At 64.6% G+C, this 18,277-nt stretch carries 14 protein-coding genes and 1 riboswitch; of the genes, 4 read left to right on the top strand and 10 right to left on the bottom strand.

Features of this window, described 5'->3' with window-relative positions:
- The first annotated feature begins 49 nt into the window (after nt 1-49).
- Together IT355_12725 and IT355_12730 are read left to right on the top strand one after the other, a co-directional pair.
- A complete protein-coding gene (locus tag IT355_12725) occupies nt 50-1,396 on the top strand; it encodes an O-antigen ligase family protein (protein ID MCC7054121.1) in 1,347 nt (448 codons plus the stop codon).
- A 114-nt stretch (nt 1,397-1,510) separates the two neighbouring features.
- The gene (locus IT355_12730) at nt 1,511-2,593 is read left to right on the top strand and encodes a glycosyltransferase family 9 protein (GenBank protein MCC7054122.1); all 1,083 of its coding nucleotides are present in this window, start codon (nt 1,511-1,513) and stop codon (nt 2,591-2,593) included.
- Between the two features lie 155 nt (nt 2,594-2,748).
- On the opposite strand, the gene IT355_12735 is transcribed toward IT355_12730, so the two are convergent.
- From IT355_12735 to IT355_12765, 7 genes are all read right to left on the bottom strand, one after another.
- The gene (locus tag IT355_12735) at nt 2,749-5,043 is read right to left on the bottom strand and encodes an Ig-like domain-containing protein (GenBank protein ID MCC7054123.1); all 2,295 of its coding nucleotides are present in this window, start codon (nt 5,041-5,043) and stop codon (nt 2,749-2,751) included.
- 44 nt (nt 5,044-5,087) lie between these two features.
- Entirely contained in the window at nt 5,088-5,351 is a 264-nt protein-coding gene (locus tag IT355_12740) for an Ig-like domain-containing protein (protein ID MCC7054124.1), read from the bottom strand.
- Nucleotides 5,352-5,515: 164 nt separating this feature from the next.
- Nucleotides 5,516-5,604, bottom strand: a riboswitch (cyclic di-GMP riboswitch).
- Between the two features lie 572 nt (nt 5,605-6,176).
- Entirely contained in the window at nt 6,177-7,583 is a 1,407-nt protein-coding gene (locus IT355_12745; protein MCC7054125.1) for an MBOAT family protein, read from the bottom strand.
- Entirely contained in the window at nt 7,583-8,797 is a 1,215-nt protein-coding gene (locus IT355_12750) for a hypothetical protein (GenBank protein MCC7054126.1), read from the bottom strand. Before IT355_12750 ends, IT355_12745 begins: the two co-directional genes overlap by 1 nt.
- A gap of 55 nt (nt 8,798-8,852) precedes the next feature.
- On the bottom strand, nt 8,853-9,092 hold the full coding sequence (locus IT355_12755; protein ID MCC7054127.1) for an acyl carrier protein: 240 nt from the start codon (nt 9,090-9,092) through the stop codon (nt 8,853-8,855).
- Complete coding sequence (locus tag IT355_12760; protein MCC7054128.1) at nt 9,089-10,867, bottom strand: HAD family hydrolase; 1,779 nt, start codon at nt 10,865-10,867, stop codon at nt 9,089-9,091. Before IT355_12760 ends, IT355_12755 begins: the two co-directional genes overlap by 4 nt.
- A gap of 77 nt (nt 10,868-10,944) precedes the next feature.
- Nucleotides 10,945-12,405, bottom strand: coding sequence for an SDR family NAD(P)-dependent oxidoreductase (locus IT355_12765; protein ID MCC7054129.1), 1,461 nt, complete (start codon nt 12,403-12,405; stop codon nt 10,945-10,947).
- A 434-nt stretch (nt 12,406-12,839) separates the two neighbouring features.
- Here IT355_12765 and IT355_12770 point away from each other — a divergent pair, with 434 nt between their 5' ends.
- A complete protein-coding gene (locus IT355_12770; protein MCC7054130.1) occupies nt 12,840-13,997 on the top strand; it encodes a glycosyltransferase in 1,158 nt (385 codons plus the stop codon).
- A gap of 18 nt (nt 13,998-14,015) precedes the next feature.
- Here IT355_12770 and IT355_12775 read toward each other — a convergent pair whose 3' ends face one another.
- Nucleotides 14,016-14,696, bottom strand: coding sequence for an EpsI family protein (locus IT355_12775; GenBank protein MCC7054131.1), 681 nt, complete (start codon nt 14,694-14,696; stop codon nt 14,016-14,018).
- Nucleotides 14,689-15,603, bottom strand: a complete 915-nt coding sequence (locus tag IT355_12780) for an exosortase/archaeosortase family protein (GenBank protein ID MCC7054132.1) — start codon at nt 15,601-15,603, stop codon at nt 14,689-14,691. Before IT355_12780 ends, IT355_12775 begins: the two co-directional genes overlap by 8 nt.
- A gap of 266 nt (nt 15,604-15,869) precedes the next feature.
- Between IT355_12780 and IT355_12785 the strand changes: the two genes are divergently transcribed.
- Complete coding sequence (locus IT355_12785; protein MCC7054133.1) at nt 15,870-16,460, top strand: YggT family protein; 591 nt, start codon at nt 15,870-15,872, stop codon at nt 16,458-16,460.
- A 577-nt stretch (nt 16,461-17,037) separates the two neighbouring features.
- Here IT355_12785 and IT355_12790 read toward each other — a convergent pair.
- The gene (locus tag IT355_12790; protein MCC7054134.1) at nt 17,038-17,889 is read right to left on the bottom strand and encodes a PEP-CTERM sorting domain-containing protein; all 852 of its coding nucleotides are present in this window, start codon (nt 17,887-17,889) and stop codon (nt 17,038-17,040) included.
- Nucleotides 17,890-18,277 lie beyond the last annotated feature (388 nt).

The following is an 18,277-nucleotide window of genomic DNA, read 5'->3' on the forward strand; positions in this document are numbered from 1 at the left end:
GGCAGCCCGGTCGGCGTGCGCCCGGCGCTCCACCGCCCCTGCTCCTGTCATGACGACTTCCTCGATGCGCTCGGCGATGCGCCGCTACGGCCGCACATCGCCGTCCGGAACACCGCGCGGCGGGGTCGAGGTGCAGCGTGCACAGCCGGGGGCGACGGCCGTACCTCTCACCCGGGACCTGCCGCTCCAGTTCTCCACGGCGGTGCTCGTGGTGCTCGGGTTCGCGCTCGTCGTCACCAGGTTGCACGAGTTCATCCCCGGCATCCGGCTGGTCCGCCCGGTGATCCTGCTCGTGCTGGCCACCGCCTTCAGCACCTCCTCGGCGATCCGGCAGGAGCGTCGCAGCTTCCTGCCGCTGACCGCGCCGGCGTTCAGGGTCCTGATGATGTACTGGGGCTGGATGGTCGTGTCGGTGCCGTTCTCCATCTACCGCGCCGGATCGCTGCAGATGGTGGTCGACCTGCTGGCCGTGATGCTCTTCACCACGACGATCATGACGCAGCCGGTGTCGGTGCAGCACCTGCGGTTCGTGACGCGCGGATATCTGATCGTAGCCACGCTGTTCGGTGCCGCAATTCTGGCGTTCGGTGACGCGACATTCGATTACAACGGAACTGTACGGTACTCGCTTTCCGGCAGCCTGGACGAGAATGACTCCGCTGCAATTCTCGCGATGGCAGCGCCATTCGCACTGGCAGACGCGCGCCGAAAAGGAAACGGTGTATTTCGGAAACTTCTCTCGTGGTCGATGCTGGCAGTCCTCTTCCTTTCGATCTTCCGAACCGGCTCCCGCGGGGGTTCGATCGCCCTCGTCGCTGGTCTGCTCGTCGTGGCCCTCAGCAATCGTGGAGTTCGCGCCCTCGCAGCAACGTTCGTACTCGCGCTCTCTCTCTTGGCCGTTCGTCAGTATGCGCCACCGGAGGTGATCGGACGGTTTGCCGCGATCGGCAACGAGGCTGAGGACTACAACATGACAGACTATGGTGGACGATGGCAGATCTGGAAGCGCGGTATCGGCTACTTCACTGAGGATCCGGTTTTTGGCGTTGGCGTCGGTTCCTTCCCCGTCCGGGAGGGTGCGCACATGCGAGAGAACGGAATGCGCGGACGATGGAGTGCAGCGCACAATTCCTACCTGCAGTCACTCGTTGAGCTCGGCCTTGTCGGAGGATTGCTCTTTCTCGGCCTCGTAGTGGCGGCAATTCGGTCCGTGTGGCCCGTTCTTCGGAAGCCCTCGGTTTACACGGGCCATTCTCATCCGGAGTATACTGCAGCGATGGTTGTCTTTGCGGTTGCAGCGATCTTCCTCAGCCACGCCTACTTTTGGGGATTCTTCGCCATGGTCGGACTTTGCACCTATGCTTCTAGGACTCTGGTGACACGCCCGACTGCGTAAAGGGGATCAACCGAACGCGATGTTGTGGATGTGGTGTCCTGCAATGCAGCGCCACAGCACATTCAACGGGGCTAACCGAGGGGCGGTAAAGGCGGTCACACCCAAGCGTTGGATATGAATCTCGAAACCCTGCTTGGCTGGCGCTACCGTGCATGGCACGACACGGTGCGTGACGAGGTGTACAGCCGGCTCGCGCGCCGTGGCGCCACCGCGTTCATCCGCCTTCGCTGGCCCTGGCCGGCGTCGCGGCCGTTCGAGCGCCCGCGACTCCTGCTGCGCGCGCCGGGTGTCGGGATCGGCGACAACCTGATGTGCACGCCGGTGTTCCGTGAGATCAAGCGCCGCAATCCCGCCTGTCACATCACGCTGCTGACCAAGGTCCCCGATCTCTTCCGCGAGAACCCGAACGTCGATCTCGTGGTGAGCGACTTCGACCTCGCCGAGCGACAGTCGCTGCGCCTCGGATACGATCACCTCGCGCCGCGCCTCAGTTCCTTTGCCGGCGCCACGACGACCGCCGCGGTATCCGGCGGCTCTGCCGATGCCCCGTCACCGGCGCTGCATCACGACTATGCACACCCGGAGCCTCCGCCGCGACCGCTGATCGCGATCATGGCCGAGTGCGTGGGGATGGAGTTCTTCGACAACCAGCTCGATTGCGCGGCGCCCGAGGTCCCTGCGTCTTTCCGGCAGCGCATCGCGGCGATCCCGCGGCCCTACGTCGTGGTGCAGCCGCAGGCGAGTGCGTGGACCCCGAACAAGAGCTGGCCCATCGCGCACTGGGCGGAGGTCGTCCAGGCGCTGCTGCCGCGCTTCGCCGTGGTGGAAGTCGGGACCGAGCCGCTGCTGCCAGGACTCGTGAGCGATCCGCGATTCGTGAGCCTCGCCGGCAGCACGTCGGTGAGCGAGTTCGTGCACGTGATCGCCGGCGCCACGCTCTACCTGGGCCCCGACTCGGGCGGGATGCACATCGCGAATGCCTTCCGGGTCCCGTCGGTCGTGGTCTTCGGCGGCTACTCCGCCCCGGAGAGCTTCCGGTATCCGCGCACCGTCGCGTTGACCGGTCCGGTGCGCTGTGCGCCCTGCTGGCTCTCCACGCCATGTCCATACGGCGTCGCGTGCCTGCACCGCATCCCGGCCGCGCAGGTCCTGGCCGCCGTGGACGCGCTGCTCCCCGCATCCGCAGCACACGACTGAGCGTTCGCCGTCGGCGCGCATGTCGCGGGGCACAGGCGACAGGCGCACCGGAAGGAGCGGGCCGGCCGTGGCCGTTATCATGACCGCGAAACACCTGCGGGCCGGAAGCAGTGTTCGCTTCCGGCCCGCAGGCGTGTCCTGGATCACGTCCGCTGCTAGCGGCGATACCAGAGGTAGTTGTGCGTGAGGTAGTACTGCTGGTTGAACTGCTTCGAGATGTAGACCGCCGTGCGGCCGCTCGAGCCGGAGAAGATCTCCTCGCCGCGACGGATGTACTCCGGGGCCGCGAAGTGCTTGCCGTACCAGCCGTACGGGACCACCACCATCAGGTTCAGGTCGGGCGCGGGGCCGTCCGTGCTGCCGCTGTTGTTGACGTCACAGGTGCCACCCGGGGTTGCCGCATCCCAGTACTTGAACGCCCGTGCACTCGGCACCCAGTCCGCGCGCCAGAGGTAGTCGAGGTTCGACTTGATGACGCCGGGAATGCGTGCGTCACGATTCAGGCGTTCGTAGTAGAAGATGAGTGCGTTGTTGACGAGACCGGCCATGAAGGGGAAGTCGCGCCCACACTCCATCGCATGGCGCCGCCCATCCGGGAACTGCGTCGCGATGATCGCGTCGACCGCATCACGCGCACCCTTGTGATAGTCCCAGTTCACCCCACCCGGCGCACGTTGCGTGTTGGACATTCCCAGCTCGGTGGCGATGGTCAGAGCCATCAAGACGCGCGCCTGAATCCGGCCTTCCTGATACTGTCCGCCCCATGAGATGAATCGTGTTGGGAAGGCGGACATCATCCACGTGGCCTGATTCACGATCGCGGCGAAAGCACGATCGTATCCCGTCAGCCAATAGTGCACCTCCACCCCTTCCATCTGCGCGAAGTGTGGCTGCCACGCGAGGGCTTCCTTGGCAAGATAGGACGTCGCATACATGGTTGCGCGATGGAACCACTTCGTTCCACCACCACGAACCCAGAACGCGTAGTGATTGAGCACGCGGTCATAGTAATTGTCGCCACGATAGTTCGATCCGCCGTTCACGTCAGAAGTGAGCCAGTGCTTGTCGCCAAATGACATGAACTCAGCCTGCCAGTTCGTGTAGGTGGCTCCGTTGACTTGGTCGACACGGATCGTCGGGCCGACGATGCCGGTCGAGATGAGGTAGTCAGCAGACGTCGGGAGCGCGACAGCAACGGGCGCACCAAAAGGCGCCACGACGGTGGTGCGATTGAGCCCACGTCCTGTACCCAGCTGCAACTCGGCCGCGTAGGGAGTGCTGAAACTGGGAGCCATGAACTGCACCAGCACCGACTTCAGCGAGCCGTCGGCGTGCCATCCACGGAGGGCGACGATCCGCGAGGCCACCTCGTTGCCGCCCACGACGACACGAGCCTTCGCCACATCGGCCTCACGCAGCATACCAGGCGCGAGCGGAATGCCGTTTGAGATCAGCACTGTGGTGTCAGCGTTGTCGAATCGCTCCACACGGAGCGCAATCGTATTCCCGGGGGCCGGAGCATTCACGACGATCTTCGGAGCAACCGTGACGCTGGCCTTCGACGTGACGCTGTCAGCGGTCGTTGCCGTTATGGTGTCGACGCCCGGCGTCGCCGGTGAGACATAGGTCAAGCCGCGGAAGGTGCCGCGTCGCGCCGAGAGGCGGACCTCGTTCGAGGCGACGGCGGACCCATCGCGACGCGCACCCTTAACCGCGAGCGTCAGCGTGTCACCGACGAAAAGCGACAGCTCCGCCGGCGAGACGGCGAGTGAGACCACACGTGAGCGGCCAATGCGAACCGAAGCCTGAGCCGACACGGTGCCGGTACGGGCAGTGACGGTCACCGCTCCGGCCTTCCTCGCGGTCAGCAGGCCGTTGCTTGAGATGCGAGCCACGTTCGTGTCAGACGACTCGTAGGTCGCGACTGCGGCAGGATCCACGCCCCCGCTGCTGAGTCGGGCAGTGATCGCGAACTGCAGCGTCAATCCCTCCTCGACCGCACCCGTGCTCGGCACGAGCTCGAGCGAGGCGAGCCTCGGGGGAGCCTGCGGCGGCGTGAGCACGCTCACGCGCACCCGCACTTCACGACTGCCCGCGGAGGCGATGATGTACGCCCGACCATCGGCCACCGCACGCACCACACCGGTTTGGGAGACGGATGCGGCAGAGGGGTTCGTGGACGCCCACTTCACCCCCACCGGGACTGAGCGCACACCAGTCTCGTCCACAAGCTCCACCGCGAAGGTGAACGTCTGTCCGAGAATCAGGCGCGGTACGGCCTGGCTGAAAATGAGCGACGCCCCCTTCACACGGCTCGCGCCGGGAGACGACGAGACGAACGTCGCCGGCGCGTTGGGGCCGCTGACGGGGTCGAACGCAGACAGGTTCGGCGAGAGGGCCTTCACCTGCTGGGCCTCTGCCGCGGTGGCAAGGCAGGCGACGACGGCCACCAGAGCCAACCGCCCCGCGGCCTGTGGAGACCACGCGGCGCGGCTCACTTCTGCGCCGCCTTCACGGCGGACTTCGTCGAGACGGGCAGGACTGTCACGAGGATGTCGGTGGTCCGGTCGCCAGCGGTCACTGTGACGGTGGTGCTCCCGGTTTCCTTCCCGGTGATGGTGCCGGCCATGTCCACGTCGGCAATTGCAGGATCGTCGGTGGCCCACCGCCGATTCGCCGCCTGGTCGGCGGCGGCGGCAAGGCGGATCGAGGCCGTTTCACCGACGTGCAGCGTGACGAGGTCCGACGTCACGAGCACGCGTGCAGCAGTGGTTGGTTCGGACGCAGATGTCTCCAGGGGATCGTGCGTCGAGTCTTCCGAACAGGCGGTGAGACTGAGGAGAAGCAGAACACCGATTGTTGCCCGCATCGGCAACCCTCGTGCAGCCGTCATGTGCACTTACTCCAGAAAGCAGTGGGTCATTCGGTAACCCGGCCGGCATCGCAGATGACTCTGCGGTAGCCCCGTGGCTTTGCGGCCCCGCCTTTCGACGGGTGTGCCCTTGTCGGGACCCCTAAGTGGGTCACCCACGCCGAATAGACGGTTCAGTACGCCTACAGTAACCGTGACACCTCTCGCAGATGCTCTTTGGGCACGCTCGATACCTGGCAATTGCCGAAATCGGCGTCGGAACTCCGCAAAGCCAGTGCCGAAACGCGCCTCCAACTCTATTGCAGATTCAGTGCCAGAGTCTGCCTTCGGCATCGAATCGCAGGTAACAGGTACCTGACAGGCGCACCGTCGGCTTGGGGCTTGCGATAATTAGGACGAACCAACGAAGCCGGCGGTACAGCTCGCCTCTGGCCGGATCGCGGAGGTGACCTCCGATCGCGTCTTCGCCTCGACCAGACGGTGAATGAAGAGCCCGTCGCGCGCCAAGTGACCCGTAGGACCCGTCTCGGGCGAATGGCAGCACGAGCGAACGAGGCCGCGCCGTCAGACTATAAGCCTAGCCGTGCAACGCAGCCCAGCGCGCGGGCCGAGCGGCTCGGTGGAGCCCAGATGTGTCGGTACGCGATGTGGCCCATCTGCATTGATCCGCCCGAGTCCGCGGAAGCACACGCGTCCGATCCCGTGCCGGAGTCAGAACTGCGCGTAAACGAACTGCCCTTCGGTCGATCCCGAACAGATGATGACGGCACTGACTACGGTCGCGAGGAAGAGCAGGGCGCGGTACCGCCTAGACACCAGCGCGGTCTTGGCGATCTCGGCCGCAGAGGGCCCACTTACCGAGGCGACCGCGGCACAGACCAGCATCAACCACCATCCGAACGGATCGAATGTGACGCGAGCGCTGCTTAGATGCTCCATCGAGACACCTCGGAACGGCACCAGGCTTAACAGGTGATCGAGTGCGATGGGCATATCGGGAGCGCGGAACACGATGAATGCACCATTCACGAACAGCAGCGTCAGAATCGTGGCTGGCACGGGAGGTACCTTTCGTTTCATGCGCTTCCAGTACTGATTCACGACCAAGGCCAGACCGTGCAAGCCACCGAACACCACGAACGTCCACGACGGTCCATGCCACAACCCCGCCACGAGCATTGAGAGCATGCTTGCCATTGCAGCAGTCGCCAGCGTTGCGCGGCCCATCGAGCGCAGGATTGGCGTGAAAAGATACGTGGTGATGAAAGCAGTCAGGGACATGTGCCACCGCTGCCAAAACTCCGCCACTGTCCGCGACCGAAACGGGACGTTGAAATTCTGTGGGATCTCAAGCCCGAGCATTCGCGCAGCACCCAGCGCCATCTCTGAGTAGCCACTGAAGTCGAAGTACAACTGAAGGCTGTACGCCACGCTGAACGTCCACGCCTCGAGCGACGACCAAGCGTGGTTACCGGTGTAACCCGCGGTGACGAAGGAGGCCAGCGTATCGGCTACGATCACCTTCTTTGCCAGACCGACGATCAAGAGGAACAGGCCACTGGCGAACGGAGTCGGTTCGACACCCGGGGTCGACAACGATCCAATCATCTGCTTCGCACGCGACAACGGGCCGAGCAGAAGGTAGGGGAAGAATGCCACGAATGAGGCGTGCGAAAGCAGCGACCCCGGGACGACCAGCCCCTCGTAGCAATCCACGAGATACATGATCTGCTGCAAAGTGAAGAAGCTCAGTCCAAGCGGGAACTCGTCGTTCCTAAGAAGTGGCACCGGCACACCAATATCACGCAAAGACTCAGTGAAGAACCCGACGTACTTGTAGGCGCACAACACACCGACGTTCAGGATGAGGCCAAGGCTGAAGATCACCTTCCGTCGCGCGGGCCACGTCGACATGCCACGTGTGAGGATCCAGTTGCACGCGATGGAGCCGAAAAGCACGGGCAGGAATCGGGTGTCACCCCACGCATAGAAGATGGCGGAGGCGATCACCAGGAATATCTGCGCTTGCGTGGTTTTGCCGCGGCGGCGCAGCGTTCGGTACATCAGCACTGCAAGCGGCAGGAAGACGATTAGATACGCCAGGGAGCTGAACAGCATCAATCCTCGACCGAAGCAGAGGGTTTGCGGGAACTGACACTCCATCGCGCGTCGGTCCAGCGCACGATTTCTGCGGCAAGCTGTCCGGCCAGCAGTGCGGCGCCGCGGTCCGTCATATGAACGAAGTCCTCGAATAGACGGCCGGGCTGCGTTCGTGCCAACGCATGCCAGTCCGCGAGCCCAACGCTCTGCGCGCGTGCCACCTGTCGTGTGATGACCGCAGCCGAGTCATCGAATGCGAGAATCACCGCGGGCAGGGCGCGCGGATAGAACTTTCCCCATGCCACGAGCTGAGATTCGTCTCGAGGGCGTGTTGGCGAGAAGGCGTTGGCATGCGACACCACGAATGGCTGCGCGCCTGCCGCCCGGATCGACTCGAGTGCATCGCTCAAGTCACGCCGGTATGCAGCCAGCCGTTCCATTGGGATTGACCGGAACTGCCAGTCTGCGCTATGGGCGCTGCGTGAAATCTCAGCATCTCGACGACGCAGAAAGTCTTTCACGGCGGCTGGGAGGTTGAGCTTTGCCTGATCCCGCAGCCTGCCGATGGCGCGTGGATAGAGGCGGTCACCGAGACCAATCGCACGCGCTGCGCGCGCTGAAGAATCCGGACGCGCCGCCACCGGTGATTCGTCATCCAGATACTGGGCCGGCGAGGGATACAACACGATGCCGTCTGGCGATACGCGCCGGATCCGGTTGCGGACGTCCTGCCCGACGGTGGGCAGGCTCATTCCGGGTAGAGCTCCATTCAACACCTCGAACCGGGCCACCCCCCGACAGGTACACCGTCCGTCTCGCCGCATTGCCTCAAGGCTGTCCTCAAGCTGTCGCGGGTATTCACGACCTGCGCCTTCGTACAGACCAAACGTTTCCGACGCCCCGACCGCGACGAGACGCACCGTGCCCGGCGTCTTGTCGCGGCGCACGTCGGGGCCTCGCATCCCTTCGTTGTTCAGTACCCACTTCCGGAAGCGCGCGTGCGGCCTACCGTGGATTCCGTCGGCATCACGCACGACAAGTTGGGTTTGGCTACGATACGGCGACAGCATCGGCGTTCTGTATCGAACCCAGTCGTCGATCCGCAAACCCACTTCGAAGCACAGCGCCCAGCCAACGGCCACAGCGAATCCGACAGCAAACCGACGGCCGCGCCGACGAGTGCTCGCCGGAGCGCCGGAAGTTTCGGTAGACGCATTCAGGTCGGGATTCATGGTGAGGTACGACAACCGCAGTACTCGCAGCGGCTCTCGCTGCTGCGAAGTGCGATCATGTTGTGCCTAGTTTGCGATTGATCAGGTCAACCATCTCACCCACGTTCTTCAGCTCCTGCAGCTCACCCAGCGCGAAGCGCAGCCGAAACTCCTCTTCGATGGCTGAGACGATGTTGATATGTGCCAAGGAATCCCAGCCGTCGACGGTAAAGCCGCTGCTGTCGCGAGAGAGCACGAGGGAGGGCTGATCCAGCACATCGCGAAAGATCGGGAGCACCGCACTAAGGTCAATCATTGGGACGCCGGTAGAATGGTGATGTGCTGACTGCGCGCAACGTACTCAGATATCGGGAGATCCCACCATGTCGACTTCTCTTCCGCGCGGATCAGTGTGAAGCCGAGGCGGTCGTAGTGGTCCTCAACCATGCTGTTCTTCGCCGTGGGGATGAACCGTCCGCGAAGTCGCTTGACACCCTGTTCACGAGCACGCTCGACCAACACGTCGAGCATTGCGAGTTCCATGTCGCGCTTGAGCACCCGACAACTCATCAGCCACAGATCGATCTCTGCCGAATCACCCTCGACGCGAGCCACCAAGACACTCACGAGGCCATTATCGCCGAATCGGTCCGTGAGCTTGCCGTACAGCGCGATATGGGAGGCATCGTCCGCTATTGCCTTCATCTCGGCCAGTGAGTACCGGCGCGTCGTGAGGTTGAACTGGTTCGTCTTGTTGGTCAGCTGCGCAATCCGCTCCAAGTAGAGAGGACTGAACAGATCGATCTCTGCTGACATCGTCAACGAAGCGAGGTACTCGCCGTAGTCGGCGAATCGCGCGCTCGCCGAAACACGGGCGCTGTTCGCGCTGTATTGCGCGGCGCGCTTGAGATCGTCCGCCGAAAGCGTGACCGACTCGAAGTAGCGCATGTCGTCGATGATGTCAGCGTATCGCGTCACGTCGCTGCCGACGTCTGGGACAGCAACCATGGGCAACTGTGCCGCGACCAATGCGCGTTCAGCCGGGTTGTCATCGACAAACACGAAGCTGTCTGCGCCGAGATTCAACTCCTCTGCCATCGAGAGGATGTTCTCATGCTTGGGTTGCCAGTTTGCGCGAAACGCAGAAAAGTGCTCCAGGCGAAGCACCGAATCAGGATGAGCAAGTCCGGTTTTTGCGACGTCAGCATCGTTCTTCGAGCATACCGCGAGCAGCACTCCGCGGGCTCGGAGCGAGAGACAGTACTCGTGAAAGGCCGTGAACGCCTCCGCCTCGGCCGTCTCCCGTCCGATTCGAATCCTGTCCACACCATCATCGCCGATCACTCCACCCCAGAGTGTATTGTCAAGATCCAGCACCAGGACCTTTCGAGCTCGGCCGTAGATGGCACGAACCTGAGCGGTGAGAGATCTCGCGATTTCAAAATGAGCCTCAGGCGTATGCGCAAGTTTGTAGGAGAACCAGCGCGACGCGTCGCTCCACCGCGCGCGCCCAAGACGGTCGGCAAGCGAAACCATGTCATGGAGAAGTACGCCTGGAGATGTCGAGACTGCCTCAGCCAGCGCGGCGTTCAGGCTCGCGACGAACCGCGCGGCACCAGCAGGGTGAACCGCGTCTAGATTGCCAAGCATTCGGTGCGGAGGTGCATCGAAGTTGTTCTGTATGACCTGCGCGCCGGTGTGCTCATGAACGGCTGACCAAACCGAGCGCAGCTTGTCCAGTTCTTGCTTGACCCGGGAGGCCACGTCCTCAGGGGAGGTGTCGGGCGTGGGAAGCAGGTGCAGGTTGCGGTAGCTCGTGTGCACGTAAACGATCTGCGGCCGAAAGTCACGCAATCGTGAGGGGTCGAGGACGGACTCCTCGAAGTACGCTCCGTACTCCGACTGCAGGAAGGTCGGACGAAATCCTTCGGACAGCAGGACTATCTCCAAGAAATCGCACAGCTCGTTTGTCGTAGAGCCACCGAGAATTGCGATTCGAATGTCCTTCAGCGCGTCCTGACCTAGCAGTTCCCGGCGTAACCGGCGTCCTGTACGCAGAATGGCCTGCGAACTCAGCGTCACGTTGTTCATCCTGCGATATGCGGGGGAATTGTCGCGAGGCCTCTACGGCACCAAGTGCATGACGATTGTCGTCAGGCGGAGAAACATCACGTGCGGTCCGATGCACCCGTGAACGCTCCATGCATCCGGCGAACGACCGGCAGCATCACCTCCCAGGCGGAAGCGGCCGGAACCTCGAAAACGGTAGCAGTCTGATCCGTGGCAATGCGTGGGAGGCGCTCGCCGAGAATCGTCACCCGCTGTAGTGACTTGTTAAGATCCTCGGTCAGGAGCTCCACCGCCGCTTTCGCCATCGCGTACTCCGTGACCCCCCGAGGCCGCTCGCTAATCGCAACGCTGGACGGATGGAACACACGAATGTCGCTCGCTTGATCCTGATCGTTCAGGCCTTCGCACAGGCGAACGAACGGGCTTGCATAGGTGTCTATAAACTCGTCAAACCGACCTCGGTCAAACAGGCCGGCGCTCTTCCGGAAGATCCGCGGCGTTGCAAAATAGTACGCGTGTTGAATCGGACCCGAGTCTCTAAGGAGGCGTCTCGGGTCATCTATGCCGGCACGGAACCGCAGTACGGCGCATTGTGCCCCGGCCGCCAGGATTTCCGATGCCACGCGCTGGCAATCCGCTTCTCCGTTCGCCCACGTCAGCACGACCTCTCCACCGCCCGCCGCCAGCAGCTTCGCGGTCGCCTCGCCGATACCCCGCGACGCACCCACTACCAGCGAGCGCGCCCCAGCGAACTCATCTGCACGAACGACCATCGAGAGCGATGCGATGCTCGCCTGTTGGGACGGTGCCGGCCGCACGAACGCCTTGAGCACTCCATCCGAACCTCCGGACAATACGATCCGAATCTGCCGAAAACGTGTGTCGTACCTCTCCACGAAGAAGCAGAGATCCGAAGCGAGTACAGCGTCCGCATCGATGGAGATTCGATAGGACGAGGCAATGGAATGGAGTCCGGGGCAGATCATTCCGACGATGTACGATGCCGAGGCCAGTGTGCGGACCGAGTTCAACCCGATCCAGGCGCAGGCCGCCGGGAACTCTCGCTCGAAGTCCGCGACCGGCAAGGCAACTCGTCCCGACACTCCTTCCCACTCCTCAGGTGCGCGCGAAAGCGGCGCACCTAGTACCGGCATTAGCGCCACACCCTCGCCTGCTGTCGGCGCCGCGGCGATCGGCGCAGCGGTACCCTTGGTAAGGCGAATTGTTGCGCACACCTGTCCGAGCACCGTCGCCTGTACACGGTATTCGGTGTCGCGCTCATCGAGCTCGAAGAGAACGTCATCCCCGACACATACGGGATTCAGAAACTCGCAGGCCACGCTACCCACTTTACTTCGGTCACCCGACGCAACCCGGTCGATCGCACTCAACAGCACGAGCGCACCGTGCACCACGATCCGCCCTGCAACTACTCTGCGTGCCGAGACCGCATCAAGGTGCATCGGATTCACGTCACCGGAGAGTCGGCTGAACAGCTGACAGTCGACTAGCTCGAAGCGCCGCGTCGCATTTGTAGCGCCTGCGTCTATGTCAGCCATTGAATCGTCTCGTGGGGGACACTCGCGCGCAGAGGGTTGAAATATGAAACGACGATTGACTTGATTCAAGGAGAGCGCAGTCAATGCCCTCTCGCCAGTTGACTCTGCGCCCGGAAGCCTCGGGAGGGCGACACGCACTGATGATTCACGTCGAGTGGAAGAGCGGTCGCTATGTGACCTTCCTACCTTTGGATCGTGCTAGTATCAAGCGTTCGCAGCCGAAGCCCCTTCTCCCTCACGCACCGACACAAGACACGCGACTCGCTGGAGTCTTGGATCCAAGTCGTGATGGCGCAGACTTTTCCGCGTATCTCGGTGACGAGACACCCGGCCCACCGTCCCTGATATCGGGCTCCTCGCGCAGTGTCGGCCTTGCCGCGAGGCAACGGTGGAAGGGCGGGACTTCCTGGTATTGCCAACCGTGTTCCCGCTGAATGACCGACCCACGCACCGCCCCGCAGCCCTCCGCGCGCCCCCAGCGGCGCGTGCTCGTCTTCATGGACAGCGGCACACCCAGCGGCCCCGTCAAGCAGCTCGCCGCCACCATCCGCCCGCTGGCGGACGCGGGCTACGCGCTGCATTGCGTCGTCTTCCAGCGGCGGGGCACGCCGGCGGTCACCTCCGAACCGTACCTCCGCGCGCATGGGGCCACCACGTCACTCGTGCATGACAGTGGTGCCTTCGACCTGCGGTTGCTCGGTGCCGTGGCGCGCGTGATCCGCGAGTTCCGCCCCGACCTGGTGCAGACCCACGGGTACCGGCCATCGGTCCTCATGGCGCTGCTCCGGAAGTCCGGCACCATCCGGGACCCGTGGATCGGGTTCTTCCACGGCCGGACGGCGGAGTCGTTCCGCGTGCGGATGTACGACAAGCTCGACCACATCGCGCTGCGCGCCTCCGACGTGGCGGCGGTCATGTCGGCGCTCCAGAAGCGCGAGAAGGCGGGGTACCGGCGTGCCGAGGTGCGCATCGTGTACAACGCGGTCATCGAGTCGGCACGGAAGGCGCCGCCCGCACACGAAGTGGCGCTCGTGAAGGGGCCGTGGGCCCGGCCGGCGATCGGCGTGATCGGGCGCCTCAGCCCGGAGAAGGGCGTCGACGTGCTGCTGGAGGCGTGGGCCGTCCTCGTGCGAGACGGCACGGCCGGCACCCTGCTCATCGCGGGCGACGGCCAGGAGCGCGGGCGCCTCGAGGAGCAGGCGCGCACCCTCGCCATTGCCGACCGCGTGCACTTCCTCGGTCACCTGGAGGCGCCCGACCTGCTCTATCCCGAGCTGGACCTGATGGTGATCCCGTCGCGGACCGAGGGACTGCCGAACGTGTTCCTCGAGGCGCTCCGCCACGGGATTCCCGTCGTCAGCACGCGCGTCGGCGCCATTCCGGACCTGGTGGGTGACACCGCGATCGCACGCCTGGTGCACATCGAGGATCCGGCCGCGCTGGCTGCGGCAATCGCCGCCACGCTGGCGAACCCCGAGGATCGCGCGCCGGACGCGGCGGCGGAGCTGGTGCGGTCACTGAGCCTGCCGGCGCGCGTCGCCGCGCTCACCCGCCTCTACGAGGATGTGCTCAGCCGCGCCGGTCGCAGCTGAGCCGGGCGCCCCGCGTCGTCAGCCCTGCGGGGCCGGCGGCAGTGCCGCCGACACCTCGCGCGCCAGGCGCGGGGCAAGCGAGGTCGCGATCGAATCGGCGCGGGTGATCTCGCGCCGGATGACCTCCTGCGAGCGGTCGCCGCGAGTGTCGAGCGGAATCACGAGGCGCACCAGCGCCTCCTCGGTGCGGCCGTACAATGCCGCATCCCGCATCAGGTTGTACTTCACCGTGTACTCGTTGCTCTCGATCCGTCCACGGCCCTGGTACCAGTAGTACACCGCAGCATACGCACCCTGGTTGGCCAGGATATACTTGTTCATGTCCCGCGAACCGATGCCGGGAGCCGACGCGATCGGCAGGACCGCACTTTCCACGGGCTCCCAGCCGGCGCCCGGCAGGCAGTTCCGTGGCGAGTGAATCGACTTGCCCTGCGTCTGGTACGTGTAGTACCCCACGTAGAGGCTGAACACGTAGTTGGTGTCGCGCAGGAACACGCGGTTGACGTATTCGTCCATGCCCGCGACGCGCCGCGACGACGAGTCGACTTCCAGTTGCTTCGTGTCGAAGCCGGCGACGGTGTCGAGGATGGAGGCGATCGGCCGGACCGGTGTCGGGCGCACCTGGTCATGGGTCAGGCCCAGCAGGCCGAGGCCCGCGGCGAGGATCACGGCCGGAACGAAGCGGGTGAGTTCAGCCATGGTCGACGTCCTGGACAGGGGCCTTGCCGCGTGCGGCCTGGCGGCCCTCGATGTAGAGCAGGACGGACGCCACGGCTCCCAGCGACGCGAATGCGATCACGAACATGAGCCAGCCCTCGGTGGTGTGCATGAAGCCGGATCCGGCCTCGGGGCTGACGAAGTAGACGAGGAACGCGGTGAGGAAGATGCGGAAGCCGTTGATCAGGATGGCCATCGGCACCGCCAGCACCAGGAGCGAGATGCGTGACCACGGCTTGGCCAGCAGCATGGCACCGAGCAGCACGCCGAGGTTGACCAGCGCCGTGAGCGACCGCAGCCCGCTGCACGCCTCGGCCACGAACAGGTCGTGCCCCGGGATGCGGATGACGTTGCCGTTCAGCATGACCGGGATGTGCCGCCACTCGATCAGCGAGGCGCCGATGCGCGAGGCGATGAGCTGCAGCGGCGCCGTGAGCTTCGCGATCACCAGCTCAGGCAGCGGGATGGCCAGGCCAAGCAGCACGAATGGCAGCCACCAGGCAAGCAGCTGGCGCACGCCGAAGAACCAGAGGATCAGGCCAGCCGCACCGATGAGCATCGACACGCGCAGCGTGAAGAGCTCGGCCGCGAGATCGGCGACGTAGCGGATGCCGATGGCGGCGAGCAGGAACGCCACGGCGAGGCCGATCGCCGGCTTGCGCACCTCCTTCACCCCGGTCTGGAACGCGAACCAGAAGGCGAGGGGGGCCAGCAACAGCCCGGTGCCGGAGTCGGGGTTGTCGAAGTTGGTCCAGTCACGCACGAGCAGGTACGCGGGCTTCGCGTACAGGACGGCGAACAGCGCCAGGGCGACGCCGAGTGGCACCCAGAGCGCCTGGTCGAGCGTGGCGGTCCGGCGCTGCGGTACGCCCAGTGCGGCATCGTTCACGGAGTTACCAGCCTCGAAGGTGGGAGAGTCGGCCGTGGTCGCCGCCACAGAGTCGACGCGTGTTGCAGCCCAAAGTTCGCACCGTGCCGGCCCGGCTTGAAGGGCTCGCCGACGGCGGGTGGTCACCAGCCGTGCGGCGGTGCCCCCGGGCCTGGGTGCAGGATACGCGCCTCAGGGACGACGGTCGCCGGAATGCCGTAACCCGGAGCGTCGTTTCGGGTCCGGCGCCGCGCCGGCCGACATGGTGCCGACGCTAGATTTCGCGGATGCAGATGCTGACGTCGCTCATCGCGTTCATTTCCACGTACACCCGCCCCGCGCTGCTGGTGGCCACGGCCGTGGTCGCGGCGGGGTGTGCCCTGAGCTGGGCGGCCCGCACCCGCCGGATCAGCCCGTTCACGGCAGCGGGCCGATTCGCCCGCGAGCACGTGGACCCGTACCTGCGGTCGATCGAGGGTCCGGTGCTGCGTTCGGGCGGGTCGCCCACGAGCGTGCCCTGGTGGGGCCTGGCCGCCTTCGTGGTGCTGGGTATCCTGGCGCAGTCGCTGCTGAACTACGTGCTGGGCACCCTGGTTGCAGTCGTGTCCGGGGTCTCGAGCGGGCCGCGCGGGGCACTGCGGGCTTTGGCGCAGCTGACGTTCTCGGTACTGCAGATCGCGCTGATGGTCCGGGTGCTCTCGTCCTGGTTCGGCGGCCTGGCCCGCGCCCGGTGGCTGCGCTGGACCTGGACCCTCACGGAGCCGCTGCTGGCGCCCCTGCGACAGGTGATCCCGTCGGTCGGACCATTCGACATCTCGCCGCTGGTGCTGTATTACCTGCTGCAGTTCGTGGGCGGGTTCATCATCCAGTCGATCTGACGGCCGGCCGTCCGGGGACGGCAGGCGCCAGGCTGCCCGAGCGTTTCGGGCGGTGACAACGGAATGAGGCAAGCGCCGGGCTCGCGACGCTGGGTTGGGTGACCGCTGGCGCCGTTGAGAGCATGAGCCTGGCGGTCACGCGGCGCGTGGCGGGCACGAATCGACTCTGAGTCATTCGGGGGTTCCTGCACAAACTGACTCTGTGTCATTCCGGGGTTCCTGCACGAATTGACTCTGTGTCATTCGGGGGCCCCGGCACGAATTGACTCTGTGTCATTCCGGGGTTCCTGCACGAATTGACTCTGTGTCATTCGGGGGCCCTTGCGGGCGAGGCACTCCTCGGTGCTTCTCCGTTGGGCCGCCTACGCTGTGGTCCACATACGATCGACGGCCCCGGCAGGACGGGGCCGTTCGGGGTGCCGGTCACGGCGCACACCGGTGGGTGGCGCCAGGCAGACCCGGTTGCGCGAGGGCGTGGCGTGCCCTGCCTTGTCCCCACACGCGGAAACCGGGTGCCTGAAACGCAGTGTGGGGGCTGCCTTTCGGCAGCCCCCACACTGAGGTCCTGAGGAGGAAATCAGGCCTTGCGGCGCTTGGCGATGCCAGCGAGGGCAAGGAGGCCGAAGCCCATCAGACCAACCGTGGCCGGCTCCGGCACAGGGGTGACCGAGATGATGATGTCCTGGTAATCGCGATCCGAGATGTTCGTCGCCGACGTCTGGGTGCCCGTGAAGCCGCGGCCGCCGTTGACATTGTCTTCCATGCCGACGTAGAACGTGCTGTACGTGGAGCCCGAGATGATGGCGCCGATGCCGTCCGTGGTGACCGAGGCAGTACCATCCTTGGCGAACACGGCGAACTGCTGGTTATCGCTGGTCGCGGCGCCGACGGCCGGGGCGGTCACGCCGTTCTGCATCGTCGAGGTCCAGATCGAGCCCACACCTGCGGCCGGCTGAGCCTGCGAGATCCACACCGCGAAGGTGCTGCTGATGCTCTGCGTGCCCGAGACGAGCGTCGCAGCGCTGATCACCATGCCCGACTCCGTGACGATGCCCCAGGTCGTGCTGGGCGTGCCGGCGATGCGGCCGATCAGCGCGAAGTTGTACTGGCCAGCAGCGAAGCGGAACGAACCCGGGTTGGCACCCGCGGTGCCGCCGAGGAACACGTCGGTGGTCGCCAGCGGAGCCGGGCTCAGCGGGAGGTACACCGGGGCCTGCGCATTGCAGGACGTGGCCGCGAGGGCCGGGGTGTTGGTGAGGATGGCGCCAGCGTTACAGACGTTCGAACCAGCGACGTCGTCCGAGAAGCTGTTCCAGTACGCCCCCGTACCTGTGTTGTTCGGGGTCCCAATTGCCTGCCAGGTCTGTGCGCTGAGCGGCGAAACCGCCGCAACAGCCGCCAGAGCGACACCAAGTGACTTACGACGCATGCGGGTAATCCTCAGAGGTAGAGCTGTGAAGTGATGCCAGGACGCTGAAGGATAGTGCAGGGTGTGTGCCGTAGTCTTGGGCGAGTGGCACAGGCGGCTTCATGCCAGAAAGTCCTTATGAAACAACAACTTAGCTCGCGATAATGTGCGCTATTGATGAGTTCGCCGTGGGGCAATGTGTTGTTGAGTGCGCGCCAATCGTTGTACCCACGCAACACCCAGCCCCGGCCGGTCACATTTGGAGACGTTTGACGACCTCCGGTATCGCTGAGCCGTAGCTCTCGAAAAAGCAGATGAGCTCGCCGGCCCAGAGCCCGGAAATCCTGCCCCCAGCCGCCTCCCGGCGCCACCAGTGGGGCACAACGGCAGGGGCCGGTCGCAGCATTCG

The sequence above is a fragment of the Gemmatimonadaceae bacterium genome (assembly GCA_020851035.1).
GTDB lineage: Bacteria > Gemmatimonadota > Gemmatimonadetes > Gemmatimonadales > Gemmatimonadaceae > JACMLX01.

Bases quoted from the DNA above. Each gene is read 5' to 3' on its own strand.
- IT355_12745 (MCC7054125.1), bottom strand. From the start codon at position 7,583: ATGCTGTTCAGCTCCCTGGCGTATCTAATCGTCTTCCTGCCGCTTGCA.
- IT355_12765 (MCC7054129.1), bottom strand. From the start codon at position 12,405: ATGGCTGACATAGACGCAGGCGCTACAAATGCGACGCGGCGCTTCGAG.
- IT355_12725 (MCC7054121.1), top strand. From the start codon at position 50: ATGACGACTTCCTCGATGCGCTCGGCGATGCGCCGCTACGGCCGCACA.
- IT355_12730 (MCC7054122.1), top strand. From the start codon at position 1,511: ATGAATCTCGAAACCCTGCTTGGCTGGCGCTACCGTGCATGGCACGAC.
- IT355_12770 (MCC7054130.1), top strand. From the start codon at position 12,840: ATGACCGACCCACGCACCGCCCCGCAGCCCTCCGCGCGCCCCCAGCGG.
- IT355_12790 (MCC7054134.1), bottom strand. From the start codon at position 17,889: ATGCGTCGTAAGTCACTTGGTGTCGCTCTGGCGGCTGTTGCGGCGGTT.
- IT355_12760 (MCC7054128.1), bottom strand. From the start codon at position 10,867: ATGAACAACGTGACGCTGAGTTCGCAGGCCATTCTGCGTACAGGACGC.
- IT355_12785 (MCC7054133.1), top strand. From the start codon at position 15,870: ATGCAGATGCTGACGTCGCTCATCGCGTTCATTTCCACGTACACCCGC.
- IT355_12750 (MCC7054126.1), bottom strand. From the start codon at position 8,797: ATGAATCCCGACCTGAATGCGTCTACCGAAACTTCCGGCGCTCCGGCG.
- IT355_12775 (MCC7054131.1), bottom strand. From the start codon at position 14,696: ATGGCTGAACTCACCCGCTTCGTTCCGGCCGTGATCCTCGCCGCGGGC.
- IT355_12755 (MCC7054127.1), bottom strand. From the start codon at position 9,092: ATGATTGACCTTAGTGCGGTGCTCCCGATCTTTCGCGATGTGCTGGAT.